Genomic DNA, 16,387 nt, shown 5'->3' with positions numbered 1-16,387 from the left:
TTGTTGTGGAATGCACCACCTGACGCATTTTGCAACACATCAAATCAGTCACGATCTGAAGCCCAGGTCGTTTTGAGCCGCAAAAGACGGTTTTTTTCGTAGCGAGGCGATTCGAGCGGAAATAGACTCGGTAGAGTAGAGATTCTTTTCGAAGAGCTTTTCTGACACCCATCCACCACACCTGATGGCTGTCGAGCGAACTTCTTGAGCAACTGACAAGAACGTGGCGTTATTGAATAACCCCGCGAACCGATGGTTTGCCCAGGAAACCCGTTTGGCAGTTTGATTGGTCAAAGCGAACTTCTCGCCTTGGTCGATTCAGGCACATCCACGAAAACAAGCGACATCTTGTTTTCAAACTACGCGGAGATCCACCAATGCGACCAGTCGCAACTTTCTCTCTCATCCAGCGCCGCGGCAAGCAACTTGTTGCCTGCTGTGCTATTGCGGTTTTCTCCAGCTCGTTTGCCCCTGCGGCTGACAGCGGACAAAGCGATGGTGCCAATGTTCGCATTGCCAGCTACCAGACGCCTTCGGGCGACGTGTTCTTTGCGTCATCGATTCAGCCTTCGGCGGATGATTCGTTGCTGAACGCGGCTCGCAAAGCGCCAGCAGATGTCGTGATCGTGGTGGATACGTCTGCCAGCCAAGTCGGTGATTATCGCCGCGAATCGGTCGCCGCCATTCGAGGCGTGCTGGATCGACTGCGTTCGACAGATCGTGTTCGCGTTTTTGCGGCGGATGTTCAAGCCACACCTCTGGGCAATTCGTTTGATTCAGCGAAGAGTGATTTGACCAACGCGGCCATCAATCAGCTGAAACAACGGTTGCCACTGGGCAATACAAACATGGTCACGGTGATCGATTCGGTTCGAGCCGCTCTGGTGTCGCAGAGCGAAGACCACACTCGTTCGATCATCTACATCGGCGACGGTTCGTCGATCGATTCGACTAGCAACGAAGACCGCTTTGGTGGATTGGTCGAAGCGTTGCGATCCGACCGCATTGCAGTTCACAGCATCGCGGTTGGGCCATCGACGAACATCGAACTGATGGCAATCTTGGCCAACCAAACTGGCGGCGTTTTGGGTGTTGTCGGAAACGATGACGATAGTTCGGCCGCTGCGGTCGCGCGAAGCGTCGGTACTTCATCGACGATGTCACCAATCTGGCTAACCGGTGCAAAACTGCTGCCAGGAATGACGACGGTTCACGGATCACAAATGCCACCGTTGCGTTTGGATCGCGATTCGATCGTGCTGGGAACAGCCGATGCCAAACAACGTAGCGGGCAGTTCATCCTGTCAGGCGAGACGACTTCTTCAAAAATTCGCATCGTCGCCGATGCCAACATTGAACCTAGCCACATGGACTTTGCGTTCCTGCCAGGTCTGATCAAAGACGCCAGCAAGAATCGCGGCTTGACTTTGGCAACTGCCAACTCAACCTTGCTTCGCGAAACAGCCCGACTGCGTGCTGTCGCTTCGGAAGACTTGGTCCGCGCCGGACGATTGGCTCTGCAAGAAGGAAACAAACGAGGCGCCCGAGCCGTTGCTCAATTGGCCTTGGAAGCCGATCCGAACAACCCCGAAGCTCAGTCGCTGGAAAAGATCAGCGGCAATCGTCTGGTAATGCAGAACCCTGCTGATTCGCCATTCGACGATATCTTTGGCGGCGCATCCGCTCCTGCGGCCGACGCTGGCGGGGCAATGGACGCTGGCGGTGCCGATCCATTCGGTGGTGCCGCAGCCGATCCCGCTCCAGCTGCGGGCGGCGGTCCTTTCGGCGGCCCCGGCGACGCAACACCTGCTCCCGCTGCTGATGATGTATTCGGCGGTGGTGGCGACGCGATGGCTCCTTCGGCTCCGGCTGCCAACGACGATGTCTTTGGCGCCCCAGCAAATGATGCTGCTGGCATGGACGACGCTGCTGCGACTGGTTTTCCACCCGCAACAGCCCCTGTCACACCGGACGTGTTTGACAGTGCTCCGCCAGCTGCTCCTCAAGCGGACTTTCCGGCGGCACCACTCAACACCGCCCCTCCAGTTGCACCTGCCCCATCCATGATGCCCGTCACACCACTTGTTGGAGACGACGAAATCCTGGAACGCGGAGGCGATCTATTGGACCGCGTCGTTCAGCAGCGATCGTTGGTCGAAGGCCGACTTCGCGGTGAAGTTCGTCAGCAGATTCGCTGGGCACAACGAATGCTTGGCTCCAATCCAGTCGGAGTCGGCCAGAAACTAAAAGCCCTTTTGTCACGGATCGAAACGACTCCCGATATCGATCCACAACTTCGCGAAGAGATGCAGTCACAGTTGAGAACCGCAATTCAGATTGCTGGCCGTCGCGAAGCGGAATACCAAGAAGAACAATTCAATCTTCAACAGCAAATCTCGGGATCGCAAGCTGCGAGCCGTCTGCTGGCAGATACATTCCGTCGCGAAGCAACGCTAAAGACTTTGTCGCAACAGATGAATGCCTTGATCGCTGAAGGTCGCTACACGGAAGCTGATGGTCAAGTTTCCTTGGAATTGGCACGCATCGCCGGTGACACGATCACAAATGACTCGGTAGCAGGCCGTCACTTCACGGACTTCCCGCTGTCATTGCAGACCTATGCACGCGATCGACGCTACCGCGAAATGCGTGAACGAAACTTTGTTGACGCGTTCTCGTTGGTGATGAAGGCGAACATTCCGTTTGTCGACGAGCCACCTGTCCACTATCCCGACGCTGATGTTTGGCAACGTTTGAGCCGTCGTCGTTTGCGTGAATATGGTTCGATCGAACTGGTCGGTGACAATGCAACCGAACGACGCATTCAAGCTTCGCTGGGTGACGAAACGTCACAGACATTTGTCGAAACTCCACTCGAAGAAGCTGTCGCGTCCATCAGCCGGATGCATGACATCCCCATCGTTGTGGACCGCAAGGCGTTGGAAGAAATCGGCTTGACCCCGGACACCCCCGTCAACGTCGACTTGAAGAACGTTTCGCTACGATCGTTCATGCGATTGATGCTGCGTGAGTTGGATTTGACTTACATGATCAAAGACGAAGTCATGCAGATCACGACTGCCGAAGCGGCCGAAGCCAACTTGATTAACAAAGTCTATCCCGTTGGTGACCTCGTTGTTCCCATCCTGCAGCTTGGCGGCGGCGGAGGTGGCGGCGGCATGGGCGGCGGCGGCATGGGTGGAGGCGGCGGCGGCATGGGTGGCGGCGGCATGGGCGGTGGCGGCATGGGTGGCGGCGGCATGGGCGGCGGCGGAGCGTTTGCTGTGCCAGACGACATTTCGCTACGCAACAAGCCCCGTGCAAAGCAAAACTCCGCAACTGCCACTAGTGCAGCAAGCCCCAAGAAGGCAAAGACAATGCGAGCCGCCGTCAACGTGGCAGCGATTCGCATCAAGCCAACTGCTGGACAAAGCAAATCAGAAGCTTGGAATGAGTTCTTTGCGAATGAAAAAATCACGTCCGCCGAAGAGCTGACGATTTTGGATCAGCGAGTCCGAACGACGGTTCGCGAATTTTCGATCAAAGCCGCTAATGCTCAAGAAGCTGGCAACACGGGAGAATCCGTCGCGCACTTTGCTGACGCACGCGATGTTGTCGCAGCCGCGATTCGAGCTGGCCACGTTCAGCCTTGGATGTATCAAGCCTACGCGATCGCATTGTCCGCCACCGACGCTCCTAAAGTGGACGTCGAACGAGCTTTGCTGTCGGCAGTCGACTTTGCCGAAACGCCCGAAGAAGTGCTGCACGTTGCGGCACGCCTGGAAGACTTAAAATCCTATGCCGCTGCCCTGCGTTTGTGTCGCAACGTTGCCGACATGGAACCTTATCGTCGCGAGCCGTACGTGATGGGGCTTCGCATCGCACAAGAAATCGACGACGTTGATGGATTGACCTGGGCCTGCAAAGGCGTCCTATCACAAGCTTGGCCAAAAAAGTACCAGGTCATTGTCGACCAAGCAAAACTGGTCGCACGAGCCACGTATCAACAACTGATCGAAGACGGTCGCAAAGAAGATGCCGACAAATTCAATCGCGAATTGAAATTGGCCGCGTCTCACGACGTGATCATCCGAGTTCGTTGGGCAGGAGATGCCGACATTGATGTTGCAGTCGAAGAACCTTCGGGTACAGTTTGTTCGCTCGAAAATGCATTGACCGAAAGCGGCGGAACTCTGCTGGGTGACTCTTTCCCGGGAAGCGGCGAAGATGAAACCGGTGCCGTTTCGGAAACGTACATCTGCCCTAAAGGCTTCACCGGGACTTACCGGCTTTTGCTACGCCGCGTCTGGGGCAATGTCTCGACCGGTAAAGCGACCGTCGAAATCCTGACTGACCTGGGGCGTCCAACTGAGCGTTTCATTCAAAAACAAGTTCCGTTGACCGAACGCGACGCACTGCTGGTTTTCGAAGTGAAAGATGGTCAGCGAAAACAAGAGATCGCACACGCTCAACTGGATCACTTGCGAGACGTGCAAGCCAATGTTCGCGAAGACCTGCTGGGTCAAGTCGCTGGCGGGATCGGCGGCAACTTTGGTGGTTTTGATCGGCCCAACCAAGCCGAAGTGTTGCAAGAACTTTACCGAGACGTCCAAAACTTGACTGGCGGAACCGGCGCTGTTCCTGGCGGACTACTCGGTGTAGGTGGGTTCCAACGCCGCGGTGCGGTAGGTTTCCAACCTCAAATCACGCAGCTTCCAGAAGGTGCGTCCGTGACAGGTTTGGCGATCATTTCGGCCGACCGTCGTTACGTACGGATCTCGCCCGCTCCGTTCTTCTCCCAAGTCGGCGATGTGACGACATTTAACTTCGTCGACGGTACGGGTGGCGCAGCTGGCGGTGGCGCAGCTGCTGCAGGTGGCGGTGCTGCGGGCGGCGCTGCAGGTGGAGCAGGCATTGGCAACTAGCGAGTTCACTGGGATCCTGACTGACACGAGACGCCCGATCGCTTCGGCTTGAGATTTATGAGTTTTTTCCGTTATTCATACTGCAAAGATGCAGAAGCGACAAAAACTCAGCCGATCGGTCTATCAGGCAGAGTAATGATTCGATAGTCATAGAGTTAAATTGCTGCGAAGCTGGCCGGATGCTGGCAGCTTGCTACACGGATGTAGGGGAAGTTTCATGACGGAATCACGCGCACTCGAATTAAGCGTTCAACCCAGCATTGCCGACGTTCTGGTCTCGTTTCCAGCTCGTTTGGCCTGCTACGCCGTCATCGCTTTTGCATTGGTGCAAGTACTTTTCATCGGGTTGTTGGCACGTGGCACCAGTTTTATCGGAGCCGAAAATGGCCCGGTCGAAATGGCTCAAGTCTATTTGGCACTCTTCGCATCAGCGTGTTTGTTCTACGCAGCGTATCGCTGCCGACGCGGTCGAGCCGGTCTGATCACTTGTGCAGCCATGGTCGGCTATGCCGCCGCTCGTGAATCCGATTCGATCTTTGAAACGTTGCTATTTGACGACGCTTATAAGTATCTAGTCGGGCTCCCCTTGTTCTTGGTGGCCGTCACTGCGCTGTTGATTGATCGGCGCCGAGTGGTCCGTGAAGCAATGTGGCTGGTACGACAACCTGCCATCACTTTGTTCGCACTTGGCGGCATCTACCTGTGTACATTTTGCCAGGTGCTTGATCGTCCCGACATGTGGACCTCGATCAGTTCGCTGGAAGAACGCACTCAAACCAAAGCGATGGTCGAAGAATTCGCCGAACTGTTTGCATACGCGATCTTGGCATTTGCTGGTATCGAGGCCTTAGCAATGGCTCATCGTTTGGATTCGGATGTCGAATCCGATTCGAGAGCAATCGCACGCGACAACGACGAAACCGAAGAGCCCCGCGACGACGTTCGACCTCGCATCGCGGCTTGACTCACTTCGTCTGACAATCGCTACTTAAAGCAACGCTTTTTCGCAAACACCAATGCAGAGTTGGCTGACGCGTAATTGACGGCTCGCCTGTTTGTGCGATTTCCAAAAGCCATCTCGGATTAGCTGCCAGCACCATCCGCAGTAAGCGTTGCACGCCGCCTTTAGAAAAAATCGCTGCGCTATCCCCACCCTCAGAAAGCCTGGGATCGCGTCGCTCTGAGACAATCTTTGTTTTCCCAGAGTAGTTTCTTTTGCGCTGGCGCTGCTTGCGTCCTACGCTTCTGTGGGACCGTTCTTTTTACTAGGTGCGGCCTCATTCGTTCCAGCCTGCACCGGTCTTATCGACAACCGGGCCGCCCCACGGCAATCACTGGTTCGTTGAATCAGTCACTGCCAACTGGCTCCCTCAGGAAAACCTCCTGACCGCCGGTTTCAGTTGAAATGTCATCCTACCGGAGCATCTGCAACATGACCCTTCGCCGAATCCAACGCGCTGTTTGTCTGGTCGCATTCACCCTGGGCAGTTCATCACTCTTATCGCCCACTGCAATCGCCCAAGAGCTGGGCATCGTCGACAACGAATCAGCAACGCGGCGAATTCCAGCTGACAACGTGGCCCTATTCGATGCCAATCATGCAGTCGTATCGGTTCAGCTAAAATCGATTTCCGATTCAATGGACGATACGCTGGCGGGAACGTCGGTTACTGTCATTGACCCCGAAAAATCAATTCAAACCCTAACGGCAGACGAATCCGGTGTCGTTGAAATCCACGACGTCCAAGAAGGTGTCTACGCCGTCGTGGCGACTAATGGCGTCGCTCATGGCGCTATGATGGTGGCATGCCGCAAAGTAGAAGTCGCGGATCCGGATGGCAAAGGCGACGCGGATCCTTTTGACTTGGACTTCGAACGCGAACCACAGATCGAACCCATCAATTTAATGATGATGCGAGTCGGCCAAGACTCGCTGCGACCGATCATTGCCAACAACTTTTTGCTCGAACAAGAGCTCAGTTTAAGAATCGTGGATCAAGCGTTGGTCCGCAACAGCCTTTCGAGTGCCGCGTTTGAATCGACCATACAACTAGGCGAAGACGGTGCCCTTCGAGGCCGGCTCATCTCCGTCATCAACCCCACCTCAAGGTACAGCGGCGTTGCGGGAACATTGATCGTCATTTTCAAAGACGGCATCCCCATCGGTAAGACGACCGCAAACGCGCTGGGACAATTTCAAATCAATTCGCTCAAGCCGGGAACTCACGGATTGGTGGTTGCCGGACGCGGCGGCTACGCTGCGTTTGGTTTTAACGCCGTCGAAGGCAAAAACTTGCTGGCTCGCTCCGACGGCAGCCGGAGCTTTGCTTATTCACAATTGATGAACGACGGAGAAGTCTTGCCTGTCGCACTCCTGCCACCGCCAATGATGGCAGCGATCCAAACTTCGGTCGAAACAATCTACGACGCACAGACCGAGCTCCAGGAGAACACGCAGCAAATGCTGGCTCAGGACAATGGTCCCAGCCAGAAAGATCTCGCGACACTTGAGTCCCTTCGCAATTCAATGGCAACCAACAACGTCGAAGCCAAAACGCCGATCAAGGAAGCACCTGCTCAGGTCATGCAACCCCTAGCTCCACCAGTTGCCGCCGCGCCTGACAAACTGAGCCATCGGCAAAAGAAAGTTCCCGTCAATCCGCTCCGACTGACCAACCGAAATTCCAACGCGCCATACAATCCGTTGCGGGCTGAGTAGAGTCAGCGTGGCGGTCAAGGTTGTCTATGCTTCTAATTAGACCAATGGTGGGCGCGACCAATCAGCTGTTCCAGGTCGGCGAAATACTCGGGATAGGTTTTCGAGGTACAGGCAGGGTCCAAAATCTTCACCCCCGGCAAACGCAGTCCGGCCAGCGATAAACTCATCGCCATACGGTGATCATGATACGTCTTCAAAGTGGCTCCCGAAAACGAATCGGTTTCGGTCAGAGGATGAATGGTCAGTCCGTCGTCGTGTTCGTCAACAACAGCGCCCAGCTTGCGTAGTTCAATTGCCAAGTCGCCGATGCGATCGGTTTCTTTAAAACGATTGTGCGCCACTCCGCGAACACGCGTGGGAGCATCAGCAAAAAGAGCGACAATCGATAGCGTTTGAACTGTATCGCTGATCTCATTCATGTCGACATCGACACCATGCAGCGTTGCACCAATGACGCGGATCGAGTCCTCACCATGAATGATTTCGCAGCCCATTTGTTCCAGCACGTCGCAAAAACCGACATCGCCCTGCAAAGCGTCGCGGCTTAAGCCGTTGACTGTCACATCGCCGCCTGTGATCGCCGCTGCTGCCCAGAAGTAGCTTGCGGCTGAAGCATCGGGCTCAATCGCATAGTCTTGCGAGTGATAACCGCCTGCCTTGATATTGATTTGCAGCGGACTGCTGTCTTCATCGCCGGTTTTGTCGAGGGATACTTCCGCACTAAAGCACCGCATGACTTCCGCAGTCATTTGAACGTAGGGGACGGAGACAAGTTCGCCTTCAACGCGTAGGGAGGTGGACCGCGACGTGCCGCCAGATCGCCCCGCTGCGATGGGGGCTGCCATCATCAGGCCGCTTAGATATTGGCTGCTGACCGCACCGGCGACCGACAATGTCTCGCCGGACCAACCGTCCGATTGAATCAATACTGGCGGGCATCCATTGGGCGACTGTGTGGCAATGGAACCTTCTTGCACGGGGACTAGCGCGTCGATCAGATCGGCGATCGGCCGCTCATGCATTCGTTCGACACCATGCAGCAAAAAATGACCACCGGCTGCGGACAAAGCCGCCGTCAAGAATCGGATGGTGGTCCCACTGTTAGCGATAAAAAGATCAAGCCGATGGTCGGCCGCCTTCAATTGCGAACGGTTCACTGCATCGACGACCAGGCTGCGACCGCCATCGGTGGCTACCACCGACACACCGATCGATTCAATCGCTTCGATCATGACTTCCGTGTCTTCGCTGCGAAGTGCACCGCTGAGCGTGGAAACCCCATCGGCAAACGCGGCACACAACAGCGCCCGATTGGTCAAACTCTTGCTTCCAGGAGGTTGAATGGATCCGCAGACCGGACCACCTGGGAGGACTTCCACGACCGTCATCCCCTGAGAGTCTGCGGGAGTGGATTGCTTGGGCGACATAAGAGAGAGGCGTAAGAAACGAGTCGGCTAGAGTGCGACGGACGCATCCTGATTCGGAATCGCCAATGCTCCGACGATCATCATCGCTAGAGTCATCGTGTGGACCAGCCAAACGTCGTCGCAGTTAATAACGGTGCGCAGTGTCACGATGGTAATCACCACCAGCACAAGTAGGAACTGGCGTTCTGCGCGACGTGCGTCTTCCCCCTGGCAAATCTTGCTCCACACCAGAGCCCAGATTCCCAAAGCGGGAAGAGCAATAGCATCTAACATTCCGACCAACTGGGGAAGATCCGTCATAAACTTGAACCGCGCATGAGATAGATAAGACTAGAGACCGCAGACATTATGTCGCATCTTGCCCCGGTTTGATGAAAGTCTGACTTGAGCGAATTCATCCAAATTTTGCCGATTTCAGCGCGAGAACGGCCCTTCACGGTTCCGCCGGATCGGGGAAGCCACTTCACGAGCGCGAAACCAACTCGTGAAACAGACGCATTCGCCACCGATCCGCCGCCAATCCTTGAGGCCGGCGTAATCGTCAAATCTTTCCTCAAGCAACCAGGCTTCCTAACCGATACTTCACGATGGGCCTCCACCCGTTTCGTTGATGCGTATTCAGTCACCCTGATTCTCTATCGTCGCAGTTCAAATGCACCACTCTGCTACCGCCGCTCCGTCTGACAATTCGCGATGGATGGTCGCTTCCATCCTGGTGATGTTGATGATTCCGCTGGCGGGATGCCGAATCTGTGCGAGCGATGAAGACCTAGCCTATCCGTCGTACGGCGGAGCTTGGCAACGAACTATTCGTGACAGCGGACGTGTGGGAAGTCTTTTTGATCCCGCAGGAGCGCGAGCAGCCGATTTGATGGCTCGCGATACCGCCATCACTCAGGATGAACTTGAGCGCGACCGTCGAACCGAACAAGCCGAATTAGATGATTCTGAATTCGACCAGGACGACGAATCACCGATGGAACGGGACGACTTTGACGGCGAAGCGGATCGGCCACGTGCTGACGACGACGATCCCGAACTGGATACAGACGACGAGCCGAATCCGGAAGAAAAACGTCGCATGGACGAACTGAGAGAGCAAGATCTGGACGACGTCAAAATCGTTCCCGGTGACGCACTGCCGCCTCTGCTGAGATAGCGAAACGGCCCAATCATTGGCCAGTCGAGTTTGGGCCGCGAATTTGCAGCCCAGGCAAAACCAGCACTAGGCCGGGTAGCCGAGCTTGTTAACCGCCGAAGCGATCTGAGCCACGTGTTCGGACGTTAAGTCGCTCAAGAAAGGCAGGAGTGGGCCCGTTTTGCTGATTCCAGCGCAATCGACCGCGTGGTGCAAAACGCGAATCGGATTGATCTCGTTTCGCAAATCTTCCAGCGGCAAAAACCACTTGCGGATCTCTTCGGCTTTGGCAAAGTCGCCGTCGTGGATCGCGTGCATCATCTCCATCGAACGATCCGGTGCGACGCAGACGCATCCGCTGGTGAAGCCGGTGATTCCAAAATCACGCAAGTGTTCGATCGCAGGCTGCTCGCCGATACCGCTGACGATGCGTGTTTGGGGAAAGATATCGATCACGCGATTGAGATAATCGTCAACAGCGGGGTCATCTCGCACGACGGCATACTTGATCCAGGAGATCGCTCCGTCGGATTCCAGCTTTTCGATTAGTCGCGGCTCCAACCATTCGTCGAATTTGAGATAAAGGACAATGGGTTTTCCCAAACGGTCAGCCAGTCGTCGAACGCCTGTCGCGATCCCCTCTTGGTCAATGACGTCCCGAGATGGCAGCAACATCACCGTCGGAAACTCGAAATCACGAAGCACATCGATCTGATCTTGCGCCAGCCCATACGCAGGCCCAATCGACGGAACAATGACGGTATCGTCGCCCGAACTGTCCGCCAACATGGCAAGCACGCTGGCATATTCCGACATTGAGATGTGATAAAAAACAGCGTTGCCACCATAAAGAATCGATCGGACACCGCCAGATTCCAAATGCGAAATCATCCGCTTGTTTTCGGTGGCACATGGCTTCCCGTCCGAATCGCGGGCCAAAGGTGGAACAGCAAAAACGGAATCGCGTAAGTGAGCGGGATCGAAGGCAGCAGTTTTCATGAGCGTGAAATAGTAGGCGAGAGATAAAACTGTAGGAGGTGGCTGGGGTGACTGAACACCGAATCGTTTGACCGCAAACTGAATCAGTGAATCCCGGGCTCTTGCCCGGGCGACCGGCCAGCCAGAAAATCAAAATCACAGCCCTGGTCGGCTTGAGTGACATGCTTGGCATACAACTGCGAATAGCCGCGATCGGGAACAGCTTTCAGCGGGGGCGCTGCTGCACGACGCGATTCGATTTCTTCATCACTGACGTGCCAATGGATCGTCCGCTGGGGCACATTGATTTCGATTTGGTCGCCGTCCTTCACCAATGAAAGCGGCCCACCGGCGGCACTCTCTGGAGCGATATGCAAAACGCACGTGCCGTAGCTGGTGCCACTCATTCTGGCATCGCTTAACCGCACCATGTCACGCACGCCGGCTTCCAACAGTTTTTTGGGCAACGGCAGCATGCCCCATTCAGGAAACCCCGGGGCGCCCAGCGGCCCCGCACTTCGCAAAATCAAAACGCTGTCGGCGGTGACATCCAAATCAGGATCATGGATGCGTTCTTTCATGCTCGGATAGTCGTCAAAGACAATGGCCGGTCCTTTGTGACTGAGCAGTTTGGGATCGGCGGCAACGGATTTGATCACGCATCCGTTGGGCGCCAAGTTGCCTTTCAACAGACACGTACCACCCGAAGCCGCAACCGGGTTGTCGCGTGTCCGAATGATCTGATCATCGATGACTTCTGCTCCCCGAATCTGCTCTCCCAAGGTTACTCCGCTGACTGTCGTGCAGTCGGTGTTAAGCAAATCGGTCAACCGTGCGAGCAAAGCCGACAGTCCACCTGCGTTGTAAAAATCCTCCATCAAGTAACGGCCGGCCGGGCGGATATCACCGATCATGGGAGTGACGCGCGACAGTTCGTCGAAACGCTCCAATGTCAAATCGATTTCCAACCGACCAGCGATCGCGATCAAGTGAACAATCGCATTCGTACTGCCACCGATCGCCAGCGAAGTCATCAAGCCATTGTCGATCGATTCGGCGGTCATAAAGGTCGACGGTTTTAACTGCTCCCAAGCCATTTCGACCGCGCGGCGACCGGTGCGCGTGGCAAGTCGCGAATGTTCGGCGACGACCGCAGGCGTAGCAGCAGCTCCGGGCAAACTGAACCCCATCGCTTCGGTGACACAGGCCATCGTGCTGGCGGTCCCCATCGTCATGCAAGTGCCCGCCGATCGACCAATGCAGTTTTCGATTCCTTTCCAATCCTGATCGCAAAGATTTCCGGCCAAGCGTTCGTCCCAGTATTTCCACACGTCGCTCCCACTGCCCAACGTGACGTCTTTCCAGCGGGCGCTGAGCATCGGCCCGGCCGGCAAAAAGATTGACGGGATATCTGCACTGATAGCCCCCATCAACATCGCGGGCACAGTTTTGTCGCAGCCCCCCATCAGCACGGCGCTGTCGATCGGGTGGCAACGCAAAACTTCCTCGACCTCCATGGCCAGCAAATTTCGATAAAGCATTGTCGTAGGCTTCATCAACATTTCGCCCAGCGACATCACCGGAACTTCGACCGGAAAGCCTCCGGATTGCAAAATGCCGCGACGAACCTCGTCAGCTCGATTGCGAAAGTGCGAATGGCAGGTATTTAGTTCGCTCCAGGTATTCAGAATCGCAACAACCGGTCGATCTTGATAATCGATATCGTCAAACCCCATCGCTTTGAGCCGCGATCGGTGCCCGAAGGAACGCATGTCGTCAGGACCAAACCAACGGTGAGAACGTAGTTGCGTGGGATCGCGATCGGGCATTTTTAAAAGCTGAGAGCAAGGAAATTGAGGCGGGTCAGATGCAAATGAACACGTTAGCCGTCGCTGAGCGAGTCAAAAATCTCGTCAAACAACTTGCGAATCGAGTGCCGTGCTTGTTTGGATTGGGCCGCGATCATCGCCGGTTCCGATTCCCCCAGCAAGAAGGCCAAATTTCTCTGTGACCGATCATCATGGGGCAATTCGTGGCGACGGTCGGTGTTCAGCAACCGCAAACGGCTTTCGATTCGTCGGAGTGTACGATAACTGTTCGTCAGTTCGATTGCTTGGGAGTCAGCCACAATTCCGGCGGCCGCCATCGCATCCAAAGCAGCAACCGTGCCTTGGCGAATCGAATCGGGCGACTCGGACGCATGACGCAACGTCAGTGTTTGCGCAATAATGTCCACGTCGACCGTACCACCTTCGGCGCGTTTCAAATTGTCTGGCGACGCAGTTTCTTGCATCCGCATTCGCATGCTGCGAATTTCCGTTGCCATGTTCGCGTGCCAACGTGTCTGGATGATCAGTTTTTTAATGTTCGCGTCCATCGATTGACGCAAGCGTCGGCTGCCCGAGATTGACCTTGCTTTGCACAGCGCCAGTCGCTGCCAAAGCGGCGCGACGTCGTGCTCAAAACGCTTCAGAAAATCTTCGATCGAAACCGCCAACGTGCCTTCGTCCCCCGTTGGTCGGAGGCGTCCGTCCAGTTCATAAAGCTGCCCGACCCTGTCGCCGCGATCAATGCGGCTGATCACGCGTTCAGACAACTGATTGAAGAACTGATGGTTCGGCACGGTCCGGCGCGGCCCACCCACTCGGCGCTGAGTCTCGCCTTTGCCTGAATACAAAAAGATCACGTCCAAGTCGCTGTGATAATTTGGTTCCCGCCCACCAAACTTGCCCAACGCTAGTGCAAGCAATTCGACGGGCTGCCCTGTTTCGTCGACCGGATCACCATACTGTTGCGACAGCCGATCCTGTTCGCTTTCGATCACACGCCGCACAACCGCCTCGGCTGTATCGGACAACGCTTGATGAGTCGATTCGATCGATTCTTTGTTCAAAATATCGCGAACGCCAATCGTCAGGTGCGCGCTATTCTTGAACCCTTTCAAAATCAGATCCACTTCATCAGCGCCACGGCACAGTTCGATCGACTGCGCGTCCAGCCGGTCGCCCGATGGCAAACGGTTCATCAGAAGTGAATCGATCAGTTCATCGATCATCCCCGGGTTCTCGATCAAGATACGCCGCAAGTATTCGGCCGACGCACATAGACGAACCATCAAATCCATCGTGGGCGGATTGGCACCCAGCAATTCCCAGAGCGTGGCTTTTGCCCCCAGAGAATCAGTGACGTCGACCAGCGAACGCAAAGTTTGATCCGGAAAAGGCGTCTTGGCGATCTGAGTCAATAAACTGGGGGCGATCGCAGCCAAAAAATGACGGCACCGACGTGGCGAAAGAAAACGCACGGATTCGACACTCAGCGCCCGCAGATTTTCCATCGCGCCTCGCGGGTCATTGATTCCGTGCTGCTTCAACGTTGCAGCAATCAGTTCGTCACTCGCATCGACGTCTAACAACAACTCCGTCTCTATCGACTGCCGTACCCGCTCCCCGTTGGAGTCCAATGTCTCAACACTGGGAGCGTCGATCATCAAGTGATTGATCACGGTGCCATTCATCTCAAAAGCATCGTCCAATTGCTTGCGAAATCTCTCGCCGTCGCCAACGGGACGGTCTTCCAACCGCATGCCCAAACGCCAAGCAAGATGCCGAAACATGGTTTCGTCGTTTGGCAAGACAGAGGTGTCTTTGCCAAACATGACCGACAGTTGATGATGCAAACGGCACAAGCGAGCGTAGTTAATCGTCAGCAGTTCGGATTCGGCATGAAGCAGACAGCCTTCTTTTTCCAAAGCGATCAGAGCGTCGGTTGTGTTTGCTTCACGAACGGACGGACATTCTGCGCCGTGCAAGAGTTGCAAAAACTGAACTGTCAATTCAATGTCACGGCGGCCACCAGCGGTACGCAATACGTCATGGCTTTGGCGTGCTGACGGTTGGCCATCCGCAGACGATTTTCCCCCAGTCGATTTTGACGTTCGCCGCTCAAGCTTATGACGAAGAACCCGTACGTCGTCAAAATCACTGTGGCTGATAAATCGATGATAGATCCATGGCTGAGCACGTTGTAAAAACGCCGTGCCGACATCTTCATCGCCAGCGACCACGCGTCCTTTGGCAAATGCCATCCGCTGCCAAGTACGATTTCTGGACTCCAGCTCGTCGACGGCTTCGCCAACACTGCAAATTAGCGACTGATTGCCATGCGGTCCGCTTGTCAAATGGCAACCAAATCCGAGACAAGGCTCATCCGTTGCTGTGGGGTCCATCGGTCCGCCAACCAATTCGATCGTCAACTCCGTCAGTTCGCGGTAGTAAGCTTGATGCGAAGGATTCTTTTCATCGATCGCGTCGTAAAGAAAGACGACATCCAATCGTGCCGCATAATTCAGTTCCAGCCCGCCGTAGTTTGATAGTCCGAGCACAGTGACTCTCGGAATCCCTCCGTCACTTCGCTGCGGTTGCCCCAGTCTTGATTGACAATCCCGGCTCGCAAACTCCAGTGCGGATTCGATGGCCGCATCGGCAACCCAAGCCAATTGCCGTCCCGTTTGGTCAGGCGACATGTTCCGAACAAATTCGCCGTACGCGATTCGCACCAGTTCGCGATGCACAAAACTCTTAATCGTCTTTGCTGCACGCGGGCGATCTTCCACTGTCCGCATCTCGGCGACCAATTCGTCCACCAAAAAACGTCGTTGCGCAGGCAGTCCGTCGCTGGCACGCATCAGATCGAACCCCTCAGGGTCATCAATCAAAAACTGCGACAACGTTTGACTGGTGGCAAACACATGCAGCAAGGATAACAACGCGGATTCGTCGCGTTCGAACAACGCCAGAAGTGCGATCGGACTTCGGCTGGCAACCACAAACCCACTCAGGTTCTCCAGCACCGCATCGGGGTCGTCGAAATCGCCAAAGTGATCCTGCAATCGTCGGCGCAGCGTATCGAGCAAATCAGCCGACACGCCGCAGCGGAAGATCGCCAGCCAATACTCGCCTGCTTGATCGATACGACGAAAACCAACGTCGTCAAGCCATTCGAGAGCATCCGCGCCAGCCTGGGGTTCGGAAGACGGTTCGTTTTCAGCGGAATCCATGGCGGAGTATATCTGCATCGCGTCCGAATCAGAAAAACGCAGTTTAGATTCGCAATGCCATCGCCAACACCCGGCGTCAATCCGTCGCCCTCACGGACACGTTGCCGCCTTCCAATGCTCATTTGCGCTCCCCAGCAGCTG

General features: G+C 55.3%; 9 protein-coding genes. 4 read left to right on the top strand and 5 right to left on the bottom strand.

The window, feature by feature from the left end; all coding sequences use genetic code 11:
- The first annotated feature begins 377 nt into the window (after positions 1 to 377).
- The 3 genes from K239x_RS11265 (at position 378) to K239x_RS11255 (ending at position 7,644) form a co-directional block, all read left to right on the top strand.
- The gene (locus tag K239x_RS11265) at positions 378 to 4,925 is read left to right on the top strand and encodes a VWA domain-containing protein (RefSeq protein WP_145417971.1); all 4,548 of its coding nucleotides are present in this window, start codon (positions 378 to 380) and stop codon (positions 4,923 to 4,925) included.
- A gap of 217 nt (positions 4,926 to 5,142) precedes the next feature.
- Positions 5,143 to 5,889 carry a hypothetical protein gene (locus K239x_RS11260; protein ID WP_145417969.1) on the top strand — a complete coding sequence of 249 codons (747 nt, stop codon included), beginning with the start codon at positions 5,143 to 5,145 and terminating at the stop codon, positions 5,887 to 5,889.
- A 468-nt stretch (positions 5,890 to 6,357) separates the two neighbouring features.
- Entirely contained in the window at positions 6,358 to 7,644 is a 1,287-nt protein-coding gene (locus K239x_RS11255; protein ID WP_145417967.1) for a hypothetical protein, read from the top strand.
- A 32-nt stretch (positions 7,645 to 7,676) separates the two neighbouring features.
- Here the strand turns inward: K239x_RS11255 and aroA are convergent, their stop codons facing one another.
- Positions 7,677 to 9,071, bottom strand: coding sequence for a 3-phosphoshikimate 1-carboxyvinyltransferase (gene aroA, locus K239x_RS11250; RefSeq protein ID WP_419189939.1), 1,395 nt, complete (start codon positions 9,069 to 9,071; stop codon positions 7,677 to 7,679).
- 27 nt (positions 9,072 to 9,098) lie between these two features.
- The gene (locus K239x_RS11245; protein ID WP_419189938.1) at positions 9,099 to 9,344 is read right to left on the bottom strand and encodes a hypothetical protein; all 246 of its coding nucleotides are present in this window, start codon (positions 9,342 to 9,344) and stop codon (positions 9,099 to 9,101) included.
- Between the two features lie 379 nt (positions 9,345 to 9,723).
- Here K239x_RS11245 and K239x_RS11240 point away from each other — a divergent pair, with 379 nt between their 5' ends.
- On the top strand, positions 9,724 to 10,230 hold the full coding sequence (locus K239x_RS11240; protein ID WP_145417964.1) for a hypothetical protein: 507 nt from the start codon (positions 9,724 to 9,726) through the stop codon (positions 10,228 to 10,230).
- 66 nt (positions 10,231 to 10,296) lie between these two features.
- Here the strand turns inward: K239x_RS11240 and K239x_RS11235 are convergent, their stop codons facing one another.
- From K239x_RS11235 to K239x_RS11225, 3 genes are all read right to left on the bottom strand, one after another.
- On the bottom strand, positions 10,297 to 11,208 hold the full coding sequence (locus tag K239x_RS11235) for a dihydrodipicolinate synthase family protein (protein ID WP_145417963.1): 912 nt from the start codon (positions 11,206 to 11,208) through the stop codon (positions 10,297 to 10,299).
- A gap of 83 nt (positions 11,209 to 11,291) precedes the next feature.
- On the bottom strand, positions 11,292 to 13,016 hold the full coding sequence (gene araD / locus K239x_RS11230; protein WP_145417961.1) for an L-arabinonate dehydratase: 1,725 nt from the start codon (positions 13,014 to 13,016) through the stop codon (positions 11,292 to 11,294).
- Between the two features lie 53 nt (positions 13,017 to 13,069).
- Complete coding sequence (locus K239x_RS11225) at positions 13,070 to 16,246, bottom strand: [protein-PII] uridylyltransferase family protein (RefSeq protein WP_419189937.1); 3,177 nt, start codon at positions 16,244 to 16,246, stop codon at positions 13,070 to 13,072.
- Between the last annotated feature and the right edge of the window lie 141 nt (positions 16,247 to 16,387).

It is taken from the genome of Stieleria marina (assembly GCA_007741555.1).
Lineage (GTDB): Bacteria > Planctomycetota > Planctomycetia > Pirellulales > Pirellulaceae > K23-9.
Note: the sequence above shows the minus strand (reverse complement) of the source record. Positions and strands in the feature narration are given on the sequence as shown.

Bases quoted from the DNA above. Each gene is read 5' to 3' on its own strand.
- K239x_RS11265 (WP_145417971.1), top strand. From the start codon at position 378: ATGCGACCAGTCGCAACTTTCTCTCTCATCCAGCGCCGCGGCAAGCAA.
- K239x_RS11260 (WP_145417969.1), top strand. From the start codon at position 5,143: ATGACGGAATCACGCGCACTCGAATTAAGCGTTCAACCCAGCATTGCC.
- K239x_RS11255 (WP_145417967.1), top strand. From the start codon at position 6,358: ATGACCCTTCGCCGAATCCAACGCGCTGTTTGTCTGGTCGCATTCACC.
- aroA (WP_419189939.1), bottom strand. From the start codon at position 9,071: ATGTCGCCCAAGCAATCCACTCCCGCAGACTCTCAGGGGATGACGGTC.
- K239x_RS11245 (WP_419189938.1), bottom strand. From the start codon at position 9,344: ATGTTAGATGCTATTGCTCTTCCCGCTTTGGGAATCTGGGCTCTGGTG.
- K239x_RS11240 (WP_145417964.1), top strand. From the start codon at position 9,724: ATGCACCACTCTGCTACCGCCGCTCCGTCTGACAATTCGCGATGGATG.
- K239x_RS11235 (WP_145417963.1), bottom strand. From the start codon at position 11,208: ATGAAAACTGCTGCCTTCGATCCCGCTCACTTACGCGATTCCGTTTTT.
- araD (WP_145417961.1), bottom strand. From the start codon at position 13,016: ATGCCCGATCGCGATCCCACGCAACTACGTTCTCACCGTTGGTTTGGT.
- K239x_RS11225 (WP_419189937.1), bottom strand. From the start codon at position 16,246: ATGGATTCCGCTGAAAACGAACCGTCTTCCGAACCCCAGGCTGGCGCG.